This window comes from Sulfobacillus sp. hq2, from assembly GCF_002903155.1.
GTDB lineage: Bacteria > Bacillota > Sulfobacillia > Sulfobacillales > Sulfobacillaceae > Sulfobacillus > Sulfobacillus thermotolerans.
In genome coordinates this window covers 16538-33965 of sequence record NZ_NWUL01000029.1, presented here as the reverse complement: position 1 = coordinate 33965, position 17428 = coordinate 16538, and the positions used below count along the sequence as shown (strand labels likewise).

Here is a 17428-nt window from a genome sequence, read left to right as displayed (position 1 = left end):
GGCATGACACCAGCGGCCATTTCGTTGGCGCGAGACAATGGATTTGAGTTATGGGATTCCCGCACTTTACTTAAACTGCAACAACAACGGACGGCGGTCAACGCTCAGCGCGCTCGTCCTCCCAAGAATGCTATCGAACGATTCTTACGCGGCATTAAGTGAGAGGGTTAAATATCGAGAACGTGGTCTGATATGCCCAAGTGTCCGAGCAGTTGATCAGTGTTTGACACCAAAAGAGCCGAACGCTGCTTACCCCATTGGATTGGCCGCAGGGTACTCATTCTCTTTTCCTGTATCGACGGTTTGCTTGGCCTCCGCCGCTTGCATGACTTCGTCGAGTTCATCCGCCGCCCGTGGGCTTGGGCATTCCCAGCAAAACCTTGTATGCCTGGGTCGCGGCCTACAAAGCCGATCCGGTCGAACCCTAGGACCAGCGCGAACGCGCTGGAACCGGCCCTCGTCCGACGACGCGGGCGAGTGAGCCGAAGTGGCGGTGGCGAGCGGGACATACGCACGGTGACGTAGTCTACAGGAAACGAGGTTTGCGGCGAAGCCATTAAGCCAAGATGAGTCCCTAGGCTAAGAGAGAGACGGTTGACGAACACGAACCGATTCACATGCATCAGTTCTTTGAGAGCGCGTCGCTAGGCAGAGATGTCCGGAGCGACTGGCGGCATGCCAGGATAAAGACTGCGATCGGCAACCTCACTCCCGCATCGCGTCCCCCCCGTGAACTGGGGAATACGGGGTGCGATGCCATGGGATGGTCCCACGACGCCCACCCCGTTGACGCTTACGTTGGACGCATGTCCTCTTCTTCGACCATAAACCGATTCCTCATGATCAGCAAATGTGCGGGAGAGCCAGTTCTTCTACTCGGCTGCATCGATCGCCGTTCACAAGGCCTGCCGATGGCGTCCGCAGGCGCCAGGATGACGGTCTCGCGCACATCTCCGCTGCGGGAGTAGTCAGGCGTAAGGCCCGACCGGGCATCGGTGAGGGCGGCACCGACGCGATACGCCGCCGCGTCCACCACTGATCGGCCAGGAGACCACTCGGGTAATGAAAATCAGGCCTTATCCATATTGATAAACCGCGGGATACGGTGGCGTGATAAAATTTGGATGAGTGAGGTTGAGAGGATATGCCAACTCTCAAGGAGAAGGAGAATAAACGATGGAAATTGATAAAGCTCGCTTGTATATCGGGGGCGAATGGACCGAAGCGGCCGCGGGAACGTATTTTGATGTCGTCAATCCTGCGACTGAGCAAGTCATCGCCCGCGTCCCGGATGCTGGGCCCCAGGATATGCGCCGGGCCATTGATGCGGCCCTAGCGGTTCAAGCTTCTTGGGCGGATGCACCGGCCGCTGAGAGGGCGCAAATCTTGTTGCGAGCTGCGCAATCTATGCGGGCGCAATTGGAAGACTTAGCGCGGCTCATGACCGAAGAGGAAGGGAAGCCGCTGAGTGAATCGCGCGGCGAGATCGCTTATGCCGCTTCGTTCTTCGAATGGTTTGCGGAAGAGGCAAAACGTGTGTATGGGGAAATAATTCCCGCCAATTCCGCAAATAAACGAATTCTTGTCATTAAACGACCGGTTGGTTTGTCTTTGGCGATTACTCCGTGGAATTTTCCTGCGGCGATGATTACTCGCAAAGTAGGGCCCGCTTTAGCCGCCGGGTGTCCCGTGATTGTCAAACCCTCGGAACTAACACCATTATCCGCTTTCGCTATTGCGAAGATTTTAGAAGACGCGGGCTTGCCACTAGGGGTGTTGTCGGTACTCACCGGAACGCAACCCGGACCGTTGGTGCAAGTGGCCATGGATGAGTTTTCGGTGCGAAAAATTTCGTTCACTGGGTCGACTGCGGTCGGCAAGCGGTTGATGGTGCAAGCCGCTGAGACCATGAAGCGGGTCTCGTTGGAACTAGGTGGGCAAGCGCCGTTCATTGTGTTTGCTGATGCCGATCTTGACGCGGCAGTAGAAAATGCCGTCATTGCCAAAATGCGGAGTGTTGGCGAAAGTTGCGTGGCTGCGAATCGAATGTATGTCCAACGTCCGGTGCTTGAGGCCTTTAGCCGTAAATTGACGGATGCTTTAGCTACGATGCGGATGGGCGACGGGTTGCAAAATGATGTGACAGTGGGCCCGCTGATTGACGGGCGAGCGGTGGCGAAGGTTGAACGGCATGTGGCTGATGCCCAAAAACAGGGAGCGCGACTGCTGTTAGGGGGTACGCGCCCACAAGGCCCTGGCTATTTTTATCCACCGACGGTGTTAGCAGGCGTTACGGACTCGATGCTTATTGCCCAGGAAGAAACCTTTGGGCCTGTTGCGGCGATCTTGGCGTTTGATACCGAGGATGAAGTCATTGCACGTGCGAATAATACGCGTGCGGGACTGGCCGCATATTATTTTACACGGGATGTTGGGCGCGTCATGCGTTTAGCCGAACATCTTGAATATGGGATATTGGGTGCTAACGATGGTTTGCCGTCGACGGCCCAAGCGCCCTTTGGCGGTATGAAAGAGTCGGGCTTAGGCCGAGAAGGCAGCCATTATGGGATAGACGAATACTTGGACATCAAATATGTGTCGTTGGGCGGCATTAATTGCTAAAAAAGAGTCGTGGTGGTGGGGTACTCAAGGCGGAATATCGGTCACAGGTCACCAGGTGGTCCATGACCACACCAGTAGCTTGGCAAAAGGCATAACAAATCGTGGGGCCGAAAAAGCGAAAGCCTCGCTGTTTGAGGTCCCCGGCAAGGCGATTCGACAACGAAGAGGTGCTAGGTACTTCTGACCGGGTTGTGTAGTGATGGATCTCGGGTCGGTTTCCCGCAAAATGCCAGAGGTAGCGCGCAAAGCTGCCCCATTCCTGCTGAATGCGCAAAAACGCCTGCGCATTGGTCACGGCGGCTGTAATTTTGGCCTGATTGCGAATAATGGCTGGGTTAGCGACACGTTTTACAATATCTTGAGCGCTCCATGTGGCCACCACTTTGGGATCGAAATAATCAAACGCTTGGCGATAGCCGCTGCGTTTACGCAAGATGGTGAGCCAACTAAGCCCTGCTTGGGCGCTTTCCAATACGATAAATTCAAACAGGCGCGTGTCGTCTAATACGGGGACACCCCATTCGGTGTCGTGGTATTGCCGATATAACGGATCTGTTCCTTCCCATCCACAGCCAGCCACGTGAAGGTCTCCTTTTCCATGTCATATTCGTGAGTCCGAGGGAACAAAGAAGGCGAGCGCATTATGAATGGCAATTTTTCGCCAACTGCTCGGTTGCGGCGACCATGTGTCAAGAAAATCTGTCAAGGCCCGGATTTCTGCGGGTTCACCGTCTTGGCGATCTTGACGATGGGGCCACGGGGCATCGGTTTCCAGCAAAATTTGGTGTGGGGGCCACAAAGACAAGAGGTTCTGATCCCGCTCACGCCAGATGACATCGGGGGTGATGCCTACAAAGTAGTGGCGTGCGATCATTTCTTGCACTAAATCAAGAGGGGCCTTCAACCAGTGGAAGACGACGCGCGGAATGTGCGGAAAGTCTTCCAAAATGCGCAGCATGGGCTCACACGATTGATGGACGGCATGAATAATCACCGGGAGTTGTCTTTGTTCAGCCCAGCTGAGTTGAATATGGAGCCACTCCCAGTTGCGATTGAATGCAGCGCGAGACAGCTGGCGATAGACCGGCAAACCGATTTCTCCGATGGCCGCGATGGGTTCGTTGTGGATAATGGACCATACGCTGTGAAGCGCATCAGCTGCGTGGTCGACTTCCGGATGAAGCCCGATCGCGCGGATATGCTGGATTCCTGAGAATGCACCTGTTTTTAACAGGCGAGACTGCGCCTTGTAACTATAGGGCGAGGTCGCCACTAAGACCCACGTGGTCACCCCAGCGTCTATGGCCCGCTGGACAGCAGACCGCGGGTGGGGCAATTGGTCGAGATGCACGTGGGTGTCCCACAACGGTGGGGTCTGCCTTAAGCGCCGTTCATCCATGCTATGATGATAGCAGGCAATGGCCTTAGATCCAAGGCGAGGTGAGGGCCTGGGTGCCAGTGACCGATGACATTGAAGGAGCTTCGAGTCTTATGCATGCATTGGAACGCTTATCAGAGGATATTGTGTCATGTGGGCGTTGTCCACGGTTGGTGGCATGGCGCGAACGCGTGGCAGAGGAGAAAGTGCGCCGTTTTGCGCAGGAGACGTATTGGGGAAAACCGCTTTCGGGCTTTGGCGACGCGCATGCTCAATTAGTGATAGTAGGGCTTGCGCCCGCCGCTCATGGGGGCAATCGCACGGGAAGGATGTTTACAGGGGATTCGTCCGCCGATTGGCTCGTCCATGCGCTTTATGTGAATGGATTTGCTAATCAGCCCCATAGCGTCGCATCAAACGATGGACTCGCGCTGCGTAACGCCTATGTGACAGCCGCGGTCCGGTGTGCGCCGCCGCAAAACAAACCGACGGCCGAAGAAGTGCAAGCCTGCCGCCCCTATCTGGAAGCTGAGCTCAGAATTTTGGCCCCTCGGGTGATTGTGGCACTGGGGCGGGTGGCGTTTCAAGCGGTCCGGCATTATTTAAAAATTAGCGGATCCGACCAGCGTTCCTTAATCTTCAAGCATGGGGCACAGTTTGATCTCGAGCTACCAAGTCATAGCCTTACCCTGATTGCCTCCTATCACCCCAGTCGGCAAAATACCCAAACGGGAAAATTGACGGTCACGATGTTTAATGACATCTTTCAAAGCGCCAGGGCAATTCTTGAATCGCCTTAAAGGCCAGCCCGTTTACGTGAGGGGCTGGCCTTATGGCGGCCCATAGAGCGTTTTAACTGGCTGAGTAGATGGTGCTTTCTGTGGCTTTGGCCTGATCAATAAGGGCTTTGGCCCGCTGCACATCTTCGGGTGAACCGTGGACAATAAGGACATATTTGTCCGCTTTAATCGCTTCTTCATAACGAATGACGCTATGTTTGGGCACCCCGATATTGACTAAGGCGGCCCCCAAGGCACTCAGCCCTCCAACCACGACGCCGCCTTCCAAAGCGCCGACTAAGACTGCCACTAAGGGGCCGGCAGCTAAAATCGGTCCGACGCCGGGGACTAAAAAGAATCCTGCGCCAAAGAGCAGTCCCCAGAAGCCTCCCCAGATAGCGCCCCATGTGGCGCCGATTCCTCCCCAGACCTTCATCTTTTTTTCTGTGGTGTAATAGCCGATGGGATGTTCTTCAGAATGGTAGCCCTTACCAATAATAGACAGCTTCTTCATGTCAAAGCCAGCCTTTTGCAGTTCTTTGACCGCGTTATCGGCTAACTCGTGGGTGTCGTAAATCGCTATTGCGGCGGACCCACCCATGTCTTTTACATCATCGTCTGCCATGGAATCATCCTCCTTGTCGGTGTGCCTCGGATCCAGTATGGGCGATGTCGTGGGGGCTCATACCATGTAGAGCTACGTCTACCCCTACCACTATATCATGGCACACTCTTTGCCTGCAGGCTCTTAGATGGTTGCAATCCTTTTTTGTCTTTATATCATGGATTGTCGTCTGAACAAGATGGTGTGGCTTAACCAATGTGATCTCACGAGGAAGGCCCCTGTTCCCCTCACGGCGCGGGCAATAGCCATGGGGCGTGGGGGCGACTGGATGATGGTCCTCTTTCTATGAGCCACCGTGCGTGATGTCCCACGCCTGGCTAAACGGTACAACGAGCATAGCACCGCGGTAGGCATTGAACCTGTCTTGGGCTGAAGCGTTTTTGGATTAAACGGCCTCACCCCGAGCCTTTTGTGAGATGATGAAGAGCGAAGAACACGCACGGGAAGAGAACCTTTGTGCGTGAGATGAGGAGATCGCCCGATAAGGGAGGGGTTTTTATGTCAGCAGCACCAGGCCATCCCGGATTAGACGCGACATGGACTAGTAGCGCCAAGCACGGGGTCGGTACGGCGATGGCAGATACGTCGCGTGTTTGGTTTACGCTATCGCATGGGATTTTGAATGAAATCTATTTCCCCCGGATGGATGTGGCCAATACCCGGGATGCGCAATTGTTAATTGTGTCGCGCGACGGACAGTTTTGGGAAGAAAAACGAGACTTAATTCATGAGGTGCAGTACATTCATCCCGATGCTCCGGCGTATAAGCTGATCAATACGGACCCGCAAGGACGGTTTCGGATCACGAAACGCATTGTGACCTGGCCGGAAGGGGATGCGTTGCTCACGCACGTCCGTTTTGAAGTACTGCAAGGGGCACGGAGCGATTACCGGGTCTTTTTTCTCCTGGCACCTCACATTAAAAATCAAGGTGGCCACAATAACGCCGCGCTAATCGACTTGCGAGGTAGGCAGGCGGTTATGGCTTGGCGTGGAGATGCAGCGCTGTGCATTGGTAGTACGGTGCCCTTTGTGCGCCGTAGCGTGGGGTTTGTGGGCTACTCAGATGGATGGACCCAACTGCATGGTACGCGTGAACTCATTGAATATACGGAGGCGCTAGACGGTAATGTCGCCCTGACCGCAGAGCTCGACTTGACATCGGATGAACAAACATTGGCCGTAGCCTTTGGGGGAACTCGTGAAGAGGCGCAGTTTACGGCGGAACTCGCCTTGCTCCACAATTATTATCATATCGAACAAGATTATATTGCCGGATGGTCGGCTTATATGGATAGTCTGCCGGGCTTGGTGCCGCATGACCATCCGCACGCGCACTTGCAACGCGTCTCAGCCTTTGTTCTGAAAACCCATCACGGGAAGTTGTTTCCGGGCGGGATTATTGCCTCCTTATCTATTCCATGGGGTAACGCGGCAGGCGATGGCAATATGGGGGGCTACCATTTGGTATGGCCCCGTGATATGGTCGAAGCCGCGCAAGCGTTCTTAGCATTGGGTGATATCACGTCGGCGCGGCAATCGCTCTTTTTCTTAATGGCCACACAACAAGCCAATGGATCTTGGCCGCAAAATTTTTGGTTGGATGGTCAGCCCTATTGGAAAGGGTCGCAGTTGGATGAAACGGCCTTTCCCATTTTGCTGGCCTATCGTTTGGAACAAATGGATGCCATGCGTACCGGCGAGGACCTTTATCCGATGGTTCGTCGCGCTTTGGCCTATATCTGCCAAACAGGGCCCGTGACAGAGCAAGATCGTTGGGAAGAAGATAGCGGATATTCTCCCTCGACCTTAGCCATTACGATAAGCGCGTTGATCGTCGGCGCCGAACTTGCGCGGCGTCGCGGTGACAATGATGTCGCGGCTTATTGCGAAATGCTGGCGGATTATTGGCAAGGACGCATTGACAAGTGGACTTTCACGGAACATGGACAAGTGGATCCCCGCTTTCCCTGTCACTACATCCGCATTCATACGCAAGCGCCTCGAAGTCCTGATGGGCGCATCGACCATGGTTTTGTGCCCATTAAAAATATGCCGCCCGGAGCCCCTAATCTTTACCCAGAAGAGGCGGTGATTGATGGCGGTTTTCTCGAATTAGTCCGTTATGGATTGAAAGCCGCCGATGATCCCCACATCACACAATCTGTTGCTGCGTATGATGCGATTTTAAAGCAAGAGTTGCCATATGGTCCGCTTTGGCATCGTTATAATCATGACGGCTATGGAGAACAAGAAGACGGCTCACCTTTTCAAGGGCATGGACGCGGACGGCTGTGGCCTTTATTAGCTGGGGAGCGAGGGCATTACGCCATAGCGCTGGGACAGTCTCCCGAGCCTTACTTGGCAGCCATGGAAGGGTCGGCCAGTATCGGGGGCCTTTTGCCGGAACAGGTGTGGGATAGCGCGGACATTCCTGAGCGAGAACTTTTTTTGGGACGGCCCTCGGGTTCGGCGATGCCGCTGGTCTGGGCCCATGCCGAATATATCAAACTCGTCCGCTCGGCCATGGATGGGCATGTCTTTGAACTGCCTGAGTTAGTGCATACCCGCTATATTCAACGTCCGCATGACGCTCGCCATTCGGGCATGCTGTTTTGGCAATTCAATCATAAACGCCTACACTGGCATGCGGGGGATCAGCTTTTACGTATTGCCGTACCACGACCTGGGGTGCTCGTCTATACCACAGACGAGTGGGCCCATGTTTTAAACGCGGAGCTGCACGATGCCCATGTTGGTATGTATTATCACGACATTGCCTTGCATGGCCTTACGGCGGTGGAATTCACTTTTTACTGGTCTACGGAACAACGCTGGGAAGGGATGAATTACCGAATGGAGCGGAGTGAGGGTGTCGCCCCTGCACGGTCAGGATGTCAATAACCCATGCTGAAGCTAGAGACGAGATAGACGCACGCAATGGACAACAACGATGGGCTCCACGGCTCATCGTTGTTGTCCATTGGGGGGAGAAATCAGGGCCATATGGGCGTATGTACTGTCCGTTGGCTGCCCTCATACTGGAAATGCAGAAGGGCGGACATGGCAAGAGACAAAGACACGCTGTGACTCAGCAGGTAAAGCGAGGCGAATAGTCATGGTTAAAGTCGGTATTAATGGATTTGGAAGTATTGGTCGCCAATTTTTTCGCTTGGCTCATCAGCAACGCCTGTTTGATATTGTGGCCATCAATGATCAAACTGATGCGGCGACGCTGGCGCACTTATTGACCTACGATTCCAACTATGGGCGATTTCACGCGGATGTCGTGGCTGCGGGCCGATCTCTCCGCGTAGATGGTCATGACGTCCACGTTTTCTCCGAACACAATGCTGGGGCCATTCCATGGGGACCGTTAGGAGTCGACATCGTGATTGAGGCCAGCGGGCGCTATACCGATGGGGATTTGGCCCGGGCTCATATTGAGCGGGCAGGAGCTCAAAAAGTGATCATTACGGCACCCGCCGTGCATGAAGATCTGACGGTCGTCTTGGGTGTCAATGAAGAAGAGTATCGACCATGGAAGCATCAGGTACTGTCCATGTCCTCGTGCACGACAAATTGTGCGGCACCAGTAGCCAAGGTGCTGGATGAAACGTTCGGGCTGGAAACAGGCCTCATGACAACGATTCATGCCTACACGAATGATCAAAAATTAATGGATTCGCCTTATCCAGATTGGCGTTTGGCTCGGGCCGCAGCCCAGAACATTATTCCTGCCGGTACAGGTGCGGCTCAGTCATTCGATAGCATCTTACCGAGGTTAAAGGGGCGTCTGAATGGTGTGGCCATGCGCGTCCCCATTTCCGCCGTCTCGGTCGTGGATTTGACGATTCATACGCGATATCCCGCTTCTGTGTCTTCGGTGAATGAAGCCTTTCGCCTGGCGTCGTCGGGACTGCTTAAAGGCATTATGCAATATAGCGAGCTTCCGCTGGTGTCCATGGATTTCAAGGGCAATCCTCATTCGGCTATTGTCGATGGGACGCAAACCCTCGTCGTCGGTGAACATTTGGTCAAAACGATGGCATGGTATGACAATGAGTGGGCGTATGCGCAGCGCTTGGTCGATTTGACAGTGATGGTTGCAGAAAGGGATGGATGGCAATGACATTGACGTTACGGCGGATGAAAGATATGGATTCGGTCTATAACAAGAGAATTTTGGTGCGCGTTGATTTTAATGTGCCAATCGATCCACAAACCGGGTATGTGGGGGATGAAACACGTATCCAAGCGGTCTTGCCGACACTCAATCAGTTATTGCGCGCGGGTGCGCGTGTCGTGGTGATGAGTCATAAAGGTCGACCCCATGGCTGGGATGAGACCCAAAGTTTGGCCCCGGTCGTGCGTTATGTGCAATCACTTTTAGATTACCCCGTGCGCTTTATTGATAGCATTGTGTCCGATGAAACCACTGAGGCCGTCAACGCCCTGAAACCGGGGGAGATGTTGATTCTGCAGAATTTGCGTTTTGATCCCCGAGAACAAGCAAATGATCCGGAATTTGCGAAAGCGTTGGCGGCGTTGGGCGATGCCTATGTTGATGATGCGTTTTCCACCGCCCACCGCAGTGATGCGTCTATTGTCGGAATTCCTCAGTATCTCCCCGCTTATGCAGGACATCTGATGGAAACAGAGGTGATGACACTTGAGCATATCCTGGGCCGTCCTGCCAGGCCATATTGGGCCATTGTCGGCGGTGCGAAAGTGCCGGACAAACTAGCCATGCTTTTGCGACTCGTAGATAAGTTGGACGGACTGGTTCTAGGGGGCGCTATGGCCACCACCTTTTTAGCAGCGAAAGGCTACCCCATCGGACGTTCCTTGTACGGTCAAGGCTTGGAAACTCAGGCGCTGGACATTTTATCCAAGGCCCAAGCGCGGCATGTGCCCGTAATTCTGCCTGAAGACGTGATGGTGGCTCCGGCTATTGGCCCCAATGTTCCGAGCCGTTTGTGTGCGTTGGACGATGTTCATGACGATGAGCACATTGTCGATATCGGCCCCATGACGGTTCAGCGAATGGCAGAGGCCATTGAAGCATCGCGCACGGTTCTTTGGAATGGGCCGATGGGAGTTTTTGAATACGATGCGTTTGCCTATGGGACGCTGATGGTGGCGAACAAAGTAGCGGATATGCGTTGTGCGGTGGTTGTGGGGGGAGGCGATACCGTTGCGGCCATTGCAAAGGCAGGAGTGTCTTCACGCATGACCCATATATCCACGGGAGGTGGGGCATTGCTGCAGTGGGTGGAAGGTGAAGAATTGCCGGGTTTGCGCGTCCTTTATGCGTAATGTCTACACCAAAACATAATCCGACAGGAGATGTGAAGATGGCTCGCATTGTCGTGATTACCGGAGGAAATCGGGGGTTGGGCCAAGCCCTGGTGACAAAATTTAGTTTGCAAGGAGACCACGTGGCTGTGCTCGACATTGCGCCAACCCCGGATGACGAGACGCAGCAAATGCTGGAGGGGCACCAAGGACAATATCTGCCTTGTGATGTGCGCGATCGCCTCGCTGTGGAGGTGGCGATTCAACACATTACGGAGACGATGGGACCGATCGATGTCTTGGTCAACAATGTCGGGGCTTTACATGTTGCCGAATTTATGCAAATGACCGACGATGAATGGCAGAGGATGTTTGACGTCAACGTGAAAGGGCTTTTTACGGTCACTCAACGCGTCGCGCGAGACATGATAGCGCGGGAGCAAGGAACGATTGTGAATATTGCATCTATGTCGGGAAAAATGGCCATACCCGGTCAATCCGCTTATGGAGCGGCTAAAGCGGCCGTGATTCATTTGACGAAGGTGTTGGCATTGGAACTGGGTGTTTATCACATTCGCGTCAATAGCGTGTGTCCTGGCATCTTGTTTACCGATGTGGGCCACCGTAATATGGTGCAGCTCAGCGCACGCAAGGATTGGAAGGAACGATCGGCATTGAAACGGCTGGGCACACCTGATGACGTCGCAGAAGTGGTCGCGTTTCTCGCTTCGCCTGCGGCTGGGTATATGACGGGCCAAGCCATCAATGTCACGGGTGGTATGGTCATGGATTAAAGGCCTGTCGCGCCAAATGGCAGGAGCGAATTATGGTCTCTTGCGTTCCATGGATGGACCATTTGTCCATTAGCCAGAACGGCAGACTTTGATACAGTTAGGATGGAAAGAGGAGTTCCGCCATAATGCCTTTGAAAGGAGCTGTGTCATATGGCAATAAAAACGATTTTGTGGGCCACGGATGGATCAGAGAGTGCACAGAAAGCGGGAGCGATGGTCAAGCAGTTGAAAGAGGGATTTCCGCAGGCGAAGGTGGTTGCCTTATACGTTCAAGACCAGCTTATCTATCCGCCTGAAACATTAGTGCCAGAAGACGCGACTGATGCCTTAAACGCTCAGAGTTTTGTCGAACAGCAGGTCTTCAGTTTGTTTGAAAGGACGCCTGACATCGAATTTATGGTGGCCGAAGGCCAGCCATCGGCCCAGATCAATAAAATCGCGGAAAAGATTCATGCCGATTTAATTGTAATTGGCAGTCACGGATATACGGCATGGGACCGGTTTGTGTTAGGCAGCGCGAGTCGCCATTTGCTGGATCACACCACCTATCCCGTGTTAGTCGTGCGTTAATACCCTAGGCACCGGCGTGGCGCGGCACGTAAGCGCCACGCCACTGTACCTCGCGTTAAACGCGGACAATGACCCGGCCTAATACCTCTCCGCGTAAAATTTTTTCGCCAACCGCCGGAATCTCCTCTAAGGAGATTTCTTCAGCCAGAATGTCTTCAAGATGACGTGGTTTTAAATCAGAGCCCAGCCGTTCCCATAAATGCCGCCGCGCAAGATATGGATAGGACACCGAGTCAATACCCAGAAGGTTGACCCCACGCAAGATGAAAGGGAATACTGTCGTACTCAAGGTACTGCCGCCCGTTAGGCCACACACGGCAACGGACCCGCCGTATTGGGTGGTCTTAAGCACGTAGGCTAGCGTCTCACCCCCGACCGGGTCTACAGCACCGGCCCAGCGTTCAGCCTCGAGCGCTTTGGGCGAGGCTATGCTGACATCCTCTCGGGAGAGAATCACATCGGCGCCTAAGCGTTGCAAATAGGCATGCGCTGAGGCTTTACCCGTGCTGGCAACGACGTGATAGCCTAGGCGCGCTAAGATATCGACCGCAAAGCTGCCGACACCGCCGCTAGCGCCCGTTACCAAGACAGGGCCTTGATCGGGTCGAAGCCCATTGCGTTCTAGTTGCGTGATCGAAATACCGGCGGTGAGTCCAGCTGTTCCAATAATCATGGCTTCGCGTAAGCTGAGCCCTGGGGGTTTGGGAATGACCCAATCAGCCGGGACTCGCGCGTATTCGCTAAAACCGCCAAAGTGTTGGACACCTAATCCGTAGCTGGTGACCAGGACTTGGTCGCCTTCATGGAATCTCTTGTCGCTGGAGTGCCGAACCACACCCGCAAGGTCTACACCGGGAACCATGGGGTAGCGAAAAATGACTTTGCCGTGGGGGATCAATGCCAGACCATCCTTAAAATTTATGGAGGAATAATGCACGCGAATGGTTACATCCCCAGCAGGCAAATCGTTTAAGGTCATGTCGTGCATCTCGGCGCGAAACTCTGGTTCTTTACTGACCATTAATGCGCGAAATCCTTCACTCATGGGCAGGCCTCTTTTCTAAATAGAATGGGTCGTGGTCAAGGGTCACGACACGTTACTTAAATTGCTGACGCAACACGTTACGCCGGACCTTTCCAGACGCTGTGAGGGGCAACGTGTCTACAAAGGTAATTTCCCGCGGATATTCATGATAGGCCAAGCGGGTTTTGACCCATTGCTGCAAAGTGTCTTTCAGCGCCGCGGAGGCGTCGTTGGGGTTCTTAAGAACCACAAAAGCCGTGACAATTTGGCCTCGTAACGCATCGTCCTTGCCAACGACGGCGGCCATCAGCACGCTAGGATGCTGAAGAAGACATTCTTCGATTTCTCCTGGCCCGATGCGGTAACCACCGGACGAAATCAGATCATCGGCGCGCGCCACGAAGTGGATGTACCCGGCATCATCCTGGTAGCCCAGGTCGCCCGTCATCAGCCAATCCTTTTGCATTTTGGCCGCGGTGGCCGCAGGGTTGTTCCAGTATTCCAAAAACATTACAGGGTCAGGGCTTTTGACGGCGATGGTGCCAGTCTGCCCGTTTGCCAAAGGCACTCCGGCCTCGTTAACAATGGCGACGGTATGGCCAAACACAGGCAGCCCTGCAGCTCCCTCGGCGGTGGCCTCTAAGGCATCGCAATTCGACAACACCATATTACATTCGGTTTGCCCATAAAACTCATTAATAGTCAAACCCAACACCGATCGGCCCCACTGAATCATTTCTTGCCCCAGCGGCTCGCCTCCGCTCGCCACACTGCGGAGATGAAGGGCGAAGCGATCTTGGGGATTTTTGACTTGCCGCATCATTTTTAGTGCGGTTGGGGGTAAGAATGTATTCCGGATGGATGCAGTGTCCAGAAGGTGAAAGGCTTCTTCGGGGTCGAACTTCTCCATGCGGTGGGCCACGACGGGCACGCCCCAATATAAGGCAGGAAAGAGGACGTCAAATAGACCCCCAATCCAGGCCCAGTCGGCAGGAGTCCAGATGCGGTCGTGCGGCTGCGGCATGAGATTATGCGACAAGCTTACGCCAGGCAAGTGTCCTAGGAGCACGCGGTGAGCATGTAGCGCCCCTTTGGGTGCTCCCGTCGTGCCGGAGGTATAAATAATGACCGCGGGGTCGTTGCTCTGTGTTACGACGTATTCATGCGTAGGATGAGAACCCTGTAAGAGGTTTTCATAGCCGGCGAGTCCTGGGAGCACGGCCTCACCGGTAACGACAATGTGTTCTTGGACAAGAGATGGCAGAGCGGGTGCAATGTCGGCGACCATCTCTTGATGACTGGGGTCGGTAATAATGACCTTGGCCGCAGAATCGTTTAAACGATATGTCAGGGCGTCTGGGCCAAATAAAGAGAAGAGAGGAACGGCAACCGCCCCCATGCGGTAGATCGCGAGGTGCGATACCGCGAGTTCTACGCTCTGGCTGAGCAATACCGCCACGCGGTCGCCGCGGGTGATACCCAGGGCACGGAGTCCATTGGCTAAACGTGCGGACTTGTCGTTTAACATCCCAAAGGTAATGGGAGCCGTGCCATAGGGGATAAGCGCCTCTTGATTTGGGGGATGATTCAAACAGGCCGCCGCTATGTTGAATTGTTGGGGAATGTCCCATTGAAAATGGGTATAGGCATCCCAATAGAGGGTAGGCATGGGTGTGGTCCTCCTGACTCCAACTATTCTGGCGCTTCGTCCTCTTTTTAGTATACAAAATATGCTGGCGTCATCGGATAATACAATGGAGAACGGAGGCGTCGGACACCACTTAAAACTTGACACGCAGTAGCTGTTTATTGGGGTAAAGCCGCCAAATCATAATGGGCCAGATAATCCAAATGCCAAAGACCCAACGGATATCTTGTAATGGATCAAGGGGCCAGATCCATAGTACGGCCAATACTAGCAATAAAGCGATAAATCGTCCGACATTAATCCACACTTCCTTTATACCTGTGAGTTGAATTCGTTCTCCTTCGTCGCGGCTATACTCATTTATCATTGTCAGCGCACTGGCTTCCAAGGCGACTTTATAAGGCGGGTAGGAGAGTCCTATAACCATGCCCAACACGAATACGGAGGTACCTGATAAGGGGTGTTGCACGATGAACAAAACAAGGGCTGAGAGGGCTGTAGCAAGGGGGAGGCTCCACGAACGGCTTTGGGGCCACCGAGCTAGTGCCCAAAACACACCTCCTTCTAATACGGACTGACCGGCAATAAAAAGCCCGAGCCAGAGAGTACTGCGGGTTAGGATGTATAAAACGAGGTTCGGCAGAAAGAAATAGAGTCCATCGCGTAAGCCCAAAGCGCCAAAACTCCATAATAGACGTTGCCAATAGGGAATCTTCGGAAGCGGAGGATGGTTGCCGGAAGCAAGGTGCGCGCTTGTCGAGGGGCTACTTCCTATAATGAGAATAAGAGCGCCCATCAGGCTCAAAAGCGCCATCGCAAAGACGATTCGATATCCCGTTATACCTGGCACACTAGCAATAATCCACCCACTTAGTGGAGGAACCACGAGACCTAGAATCGCTTCAAGCGTCCCGGTCCAGGCATTATACCAACGCGACTGCTCAGAGGGAACCCATGAGGCCGCCAAAACAAAAAGGGCTAGCCAGTAGAAACTAGCGGATAATCCTTCGAGCAAGGCTAGAGGGATGTAATAGGTTCGGGCGTGAGTTTTTAATACCAAAAGCAGTGCAAGGTATAAGACGTTGAGCCAAATGCCCCAGGTCATCAGTCGGCGGGCACTAACACGGTGTGAAATGCGTGTGGCGCCCGCAAACGCGACAATCATGACCGCAAATAACAGCGCGTAAAAGAGAATGATCGCCCGCAGCCCTGTGCCGATGTCCCAAAACCAAGCACCTACAAAATTGGACGCCATATAAGATGCCAAGGTCCAGCCCGTGGCAATGAGAAACAAACGTGTAACCGGTTTCACGCGGGCCTCCTCTGTATGCAACAACCAACTCCATCATCCCATACCTAATCGGAAGATGCCAGAGGGAATCAGGGGCGATGATCCGCATGGAACACGGCCATTGTCCCCGGGAGGCATCCTTCAGCCACGCGAAGTCCCATGGCTTCTGTCCTTATTGATGAACCATTACAAAAAACAGAAACGTTACTGAACCAGTATTTAAGATATTAAAAATTAGTCCCGATGCGCGGTAATGGTGTAGTCTTGAGTTGGAGCAAGGGACCTCAAGCCGTGAGCCATTTGGGCATTCGTAATGGGGTCATGATCACCCGCCAGTCATCTTTGGCGTTTTCACCGTAAAGCACAGACTGTACAGTCGCTTCATCAATTCAAGGAGCGGTTTGAGTGGTAACAAGTCGGAAACGTTGGCAAACATGGATAACGGGGCTTCTTCTCACAAGTTTGGCGATTTCGGGGATACGGCTCTTAGCGCATCCTGCTGTGACGCCTTTTCTCATTTATTATGGGTGGATTCCGCAAACCCGTTCTCACGAAGACCAATGGATTAGGAAAGTCTCTGGCTACCGCATAATCGTTTTAGGAGGTGGCGATGAGTGGAGCGCGTCAGGCGACAAGGTCGCTTGCGCGCACGTCATTAAAGCATTGCCTCACACGACTTTTTATGGATACGTAGACATTGGCGTAACCGACCACCAACCCGATCACACGTTAACGGTGATTGGACGAGACCTTCGCGCGTGGAAGAAATTGGGCGTGCAGGGGGTGCTGCTTGATTGTGCGGGTGCTAGCTATGGGGTGTCACAATCGCGGTTGCGAACCGCCGTCGGATTGGCTCACGATCAAGATCTGAAGGTCTTGTTAAATAGCTGGAATCCCCAAACGGCCTTGGTCGCGGGACTGCGCCGGAACGATGGTTGGCTGGCGGAAAATTGGGTCATCGATCAAGGACGCGTCGTCAATCCTAGCTCAAGCCAAGAGAATCTCACCATGTTACCGCGTCTTCGTGCAAAGCATATCGCGATATGGATGACAGCCACGGATTCAGCAGCGCCCTCACCAACATGGGCTCAGAATTGGGCGTGGGTTACTGTCTCGCGCATTCATGGACAGTATATTGCCGTGGCAGGTCCCGATTATTCAAGCCATTCTAATAAGGTCTTGTCGTGTGCGAGTTGGGCCTATGAGTTCATACCACTTGGAGATATTCTGCACATGATAAATCAACTGTTCTAACGGCGCGAGATAATTGTCTAGCCTCCCCTGGATTAGGGGAAATTCTTTCAGCGTAACTTCTCCGGCCGCTGTTAATCCCTGTGTTTGTATGGCGCCAAGGGATTAGTGGGCGCTGGTCATCCATACGTGCCATCTTGTGTTATCT

At 53.6% G+C, this 17428-nt stretch carries 16 protein-coding genes; 9 read left to right on the top strand and 7 right to left on the bottom strand.

Annotated features, from left to right (window positions below):
* Window positions 1-3 precede the first annotated feature (3 nt).
* On the top strand, window positions 4-162 hold the full coding sequence (locus tag CO251_RS17355) for a hypothetical protein (protein WP_158246192.1): 159 nt from the start codon (window positions 4-6) through the stop codon (window positions 160-162).
* A gap of 631 nt (window positions 163-793) precedes the next feature.
* Here CO251_RS17355 and CO251_RS18025 read toward each other — a convergent pair.
* On the bottom strand, window positions 794-1033 hold the full coding sequence (locus CO251_RS18025) for a hypothetical protein (protein WP_207654619.1): 240 nt from the start codon (window positions 1031-1033) through the stop codon (window positions 794-796).
* 143 nt (window positions 1034-1176) lie between these two features.
* Here CO251_RS18025 and CO251_RS05115 point away from each other — a divergent pair, with 143 nt between their 5' ends.
* Window positions 1177-2622 carry an NAD-dependent succinate-semialdehyde dehydrogenase gene (locus CO251_RS05115; RefSeq protein ID WP_103374731.1) on the top strand — a complete coding sequence of 482 codons (1446 nt, stop codon included), beginning with the start codon at window positions 1177-1179 and terminating at the stop codon, window positions 2620-2622.
* On the opposite strand, the gene CO251_RS05110 is transcribed toward CO251_RS05115, so the two are convergent.
* Together CO251_RS05110 and CO251_RS05105 are read right to left on the bottom strand one after the other, a co-directional pair.
* Window positions 2612-3202 carry a DNA-3-methyladenine glycosylase I gene (locus CO251_RS05110; protein ID WP_103374730.1) on the bottom strand — a complete coding sequence of 197 codons (591 nt, stop codon included), beginning with the start codon at window positions 3200-3202 and terminating at the stop codon, window positions 2612-2614. The genes CO251_RS05115 and CO251_RS05110 overlap by 11 nt on opposite strands.
* Before the next feature lie 21 nt (window positions 3203-3223).
* Entirely contained in the window at window positions 3224-3988 is a 765-nt protein-coding gene (locus tag CO251_RS05105; RefSeq protein WP_158246191.1) for a TatD family hydrolase, read from the bottom strand.
* Between the two features lie 86 nt (window positions 3989-4074).
* On the opposite strand from CO251_RS05105, the gene CO251_RS05100 reads away from it, so the two are divergent.
* Window positions 4075-4800 (top strand): uracil-DNA glycosylase, encoded by a 726-nt coding sequence (locus tag CO251_RS05100; RefSeq protein WP_304465934.1) that lies wholly within the window; start codon window positions 4075-4077, stop codon window positions 4798-4800.
* 52 nt (window positions 4801-4852) lie between these two features.
* Here the strand turns inward: CO251_RS05100 and CO251_RS05095 are convergent, their stop codons facing one another.
* Window positions 4853-5404: a DUF1269 domain-containing protein gene (locus tag CO251_RS05095; RefSeq protein WP_242968327.1), complete on the bottom strand. Its 552-nt coding sequence runs from the start codon at window positions 5402-5404 to the stop codon at window positions 4853-4855.
* Between the two features lie 498 nt (window positions 5405-5902).
* Here CO251_RS05095 and CO251_RS05090 point away from each other — a divergent pair, with 498 nt between their 5' ends.
* The 5 genes from CO251_RS05090 (at window position 5903) to CO251_RS05065 (ending at window position 12066) form a co-directional block, all read left to right on the top strand.
* Window positions 5903-8308 carry a glucan 1,4-alpha-glucosidase gene (locus tag CO251_RS05090; protein ID WP_158246190.1) on the top strand — a complete coding sequence of 802 codons (2406 nt, stop codon included), beginning with the start codon at window positions 5903-5905 and terminating at the stop codon, window positions 8306-8308.
* Between the two features lie 214 nt (window positions 8309-8522).
* Window positions 8523-9536 (top strand): type I glyceraldehyde-3-phosphate dehydrogenase, encoded by a 1014-nt coding sequence (gene gap, locus CO251_RS05080; protein WP_103374726.1) that lies wholly within the window; start codon window positions 8523-8525, stop codon window positions 9534-9536.
* Window positions 9533-10723 (top strand): phosphoglycerate kinase, encoded by a 1191-nt coding sequence (gene pgk / locus CO251_RS05075; protein ID WP_103374725.1) that lies wholly within the window; start codon window positions 9533-9535, stop codon window positions 10721-10723. The genes gap and pgk overlap by 4 nt, the downstream gene beginning before the upstream one ends.
* Before the next feature lie 38 nt (window positions 10724-10761).
* On the top strand, window positions 10762-11496 hold the full coding sequence (locus tag CO251_RS05070) for an SDR family NAD(P)-dependent oxidoreductase (protein ID WP_158246189.1): 735 nt from the start codon (window positions 10762-10764) through the stop codon (window positions 11494-11496).
* 150 nt (window positions 11497-11646) lie between these two features.
* Entirely contained in the window at window positions 11647-12066 is a 420-nt protein-coding gene (locus CO251_RS05065) for a universal stress protein (RefSeq protein WP_103374723.1), read from the top strand.
* 55 nt (window positions 12067-12121) lie between these two features.
* Here the strand turns inward: CO251_RS05065 and CO251_RS05060 are convergent, their stop codons facing one another.
* The 3 genes from CO251_RS05060 to CO251_RS05050 all read right to left on the bottom strand — a co-directional run bounded on the left by CO251_RS05060 (window position 12122) and on the right by CO251_RS05050 (window position 16050).
* The gene (locus CO251_RS05060) at window positions 12122-13111 is read right to left on the bottom strand and encodes an oxidoreductase (protein ID WP_103374722.1); all 990 of its coding nucleotides are present in this window, start codon (window positions 13109-13111) and stop codon (window positions 12122-12124) included.
* 52 nt (window positions 13112-13163) lie between these two features.
* A complete protein-coding gene (locus CO251_RS05055) occupies window positions 13164-14759 on the bottom strand; it encodes an acyl-CoA synthetase (RefSeq protein WP_103374721.1) in 1596 nt (531 codons plus the stop codon).
* Between the two features lie 112 nt (window positions 14760-14871).
* Entirely contained in the window at window positions 14872-16050 is a 1179-nt protein-coding gene (locus CO251_RS05050; protein ID WP_103374720.1) for an MFS transporter, read from the bottom strand.
* 384 nt (window positions 16051-16434) lie between these two features.
* Here CO251_RS05050 and CO251_RS05045 point away from each other — a divergent pair, with 384 nt between their 5' ends.
* Window positions 16435-17283: a hypothetical protein gene (locus CO251_RS05045; protein WP_103374719.1), complete on the top strand. Its 849-nt coding sequence runs from the start codon at window positions 16435-16437 to the stop codon at window positions 17281-17283.
* Window positions 17284-17428: the final 145 nt, after the last annotated feature.

What these genes read in the sequence shown, in the direction of transcription:
- CO251_RS17355 (WP_158246192.1), top strand. Translation starts at nt 4, where the DNA reads ATGACACCAGCGGCCATTTCGTTGGCGCGAGACAATGGATTTGAGTTA.
- CO251_RS05115 (WP_103374731.1), top strand. Translation starts at nt 1,177, where the DNA reads ATGGAAATTGATAAAGCTCGCTTGTATATCGGGGGCGAATGGACCGAA.
- CO251_RS05095 (WP_242968327.1), bottom strand. Translation starts at nt 5,404, where the DNA reads ATGGCAGACGATGATGTAAAAGACATGGGTGGGTCCGCCGCAATAGCG.
- CO251_RS05090 (WP_158246190.1), top strand. Translation starts at nt 5,903, where the DNA reads ATGTCAGCAGCACCAGGCCATCCCGGATTAGACGCGACATGGACTAGT.
- gap (WP_103374726.1), top strand. Translation starts at nt 8,523, where the DNA reads ATGGTTAAAGTCGGTATTAATGGATTTGGAAGTATTGGTCGCCAATTT.
- pgk (WP_103374725.1), top strand. Translation starts at nt 9,533, where the DNA reads ATGACATTGACGTTACGGCGGATGAAAGATATGGATTCGGTCTATAAC.
- CO251_RS05070 (WP_158246189.1), top strand. Translation starts at nt 10,762, where the DNA reads ATGGCTCGCATTGTCGTGATTACCGGAGGAAATCGGGGGTTGGGCCAA.
- CO251_RS05065 (WP_103374723.1), top strand. Translation starts at nt 11,647, where the DNA reads ATGGCAATAAAAACGATTTTGTGGGCCACGGATGGATCAGAGAGTGCA.
- CO251_RS05060 (WP_103374722.1), bottom strand. Translation starts at nt 13,111, where the DNA reads ATGAGTGAAGGATTTCGCGCATTAATGGTCAGTAAAGAACCAGAGTTT.
- CO251_RS05055 (WP_103374721.1), bottom strand. Translation starts at nt 14,759, where the DNA reads ATGCCTACCCTCTATTGGGATGCCTATACCCATTTTCAATGGGACATT.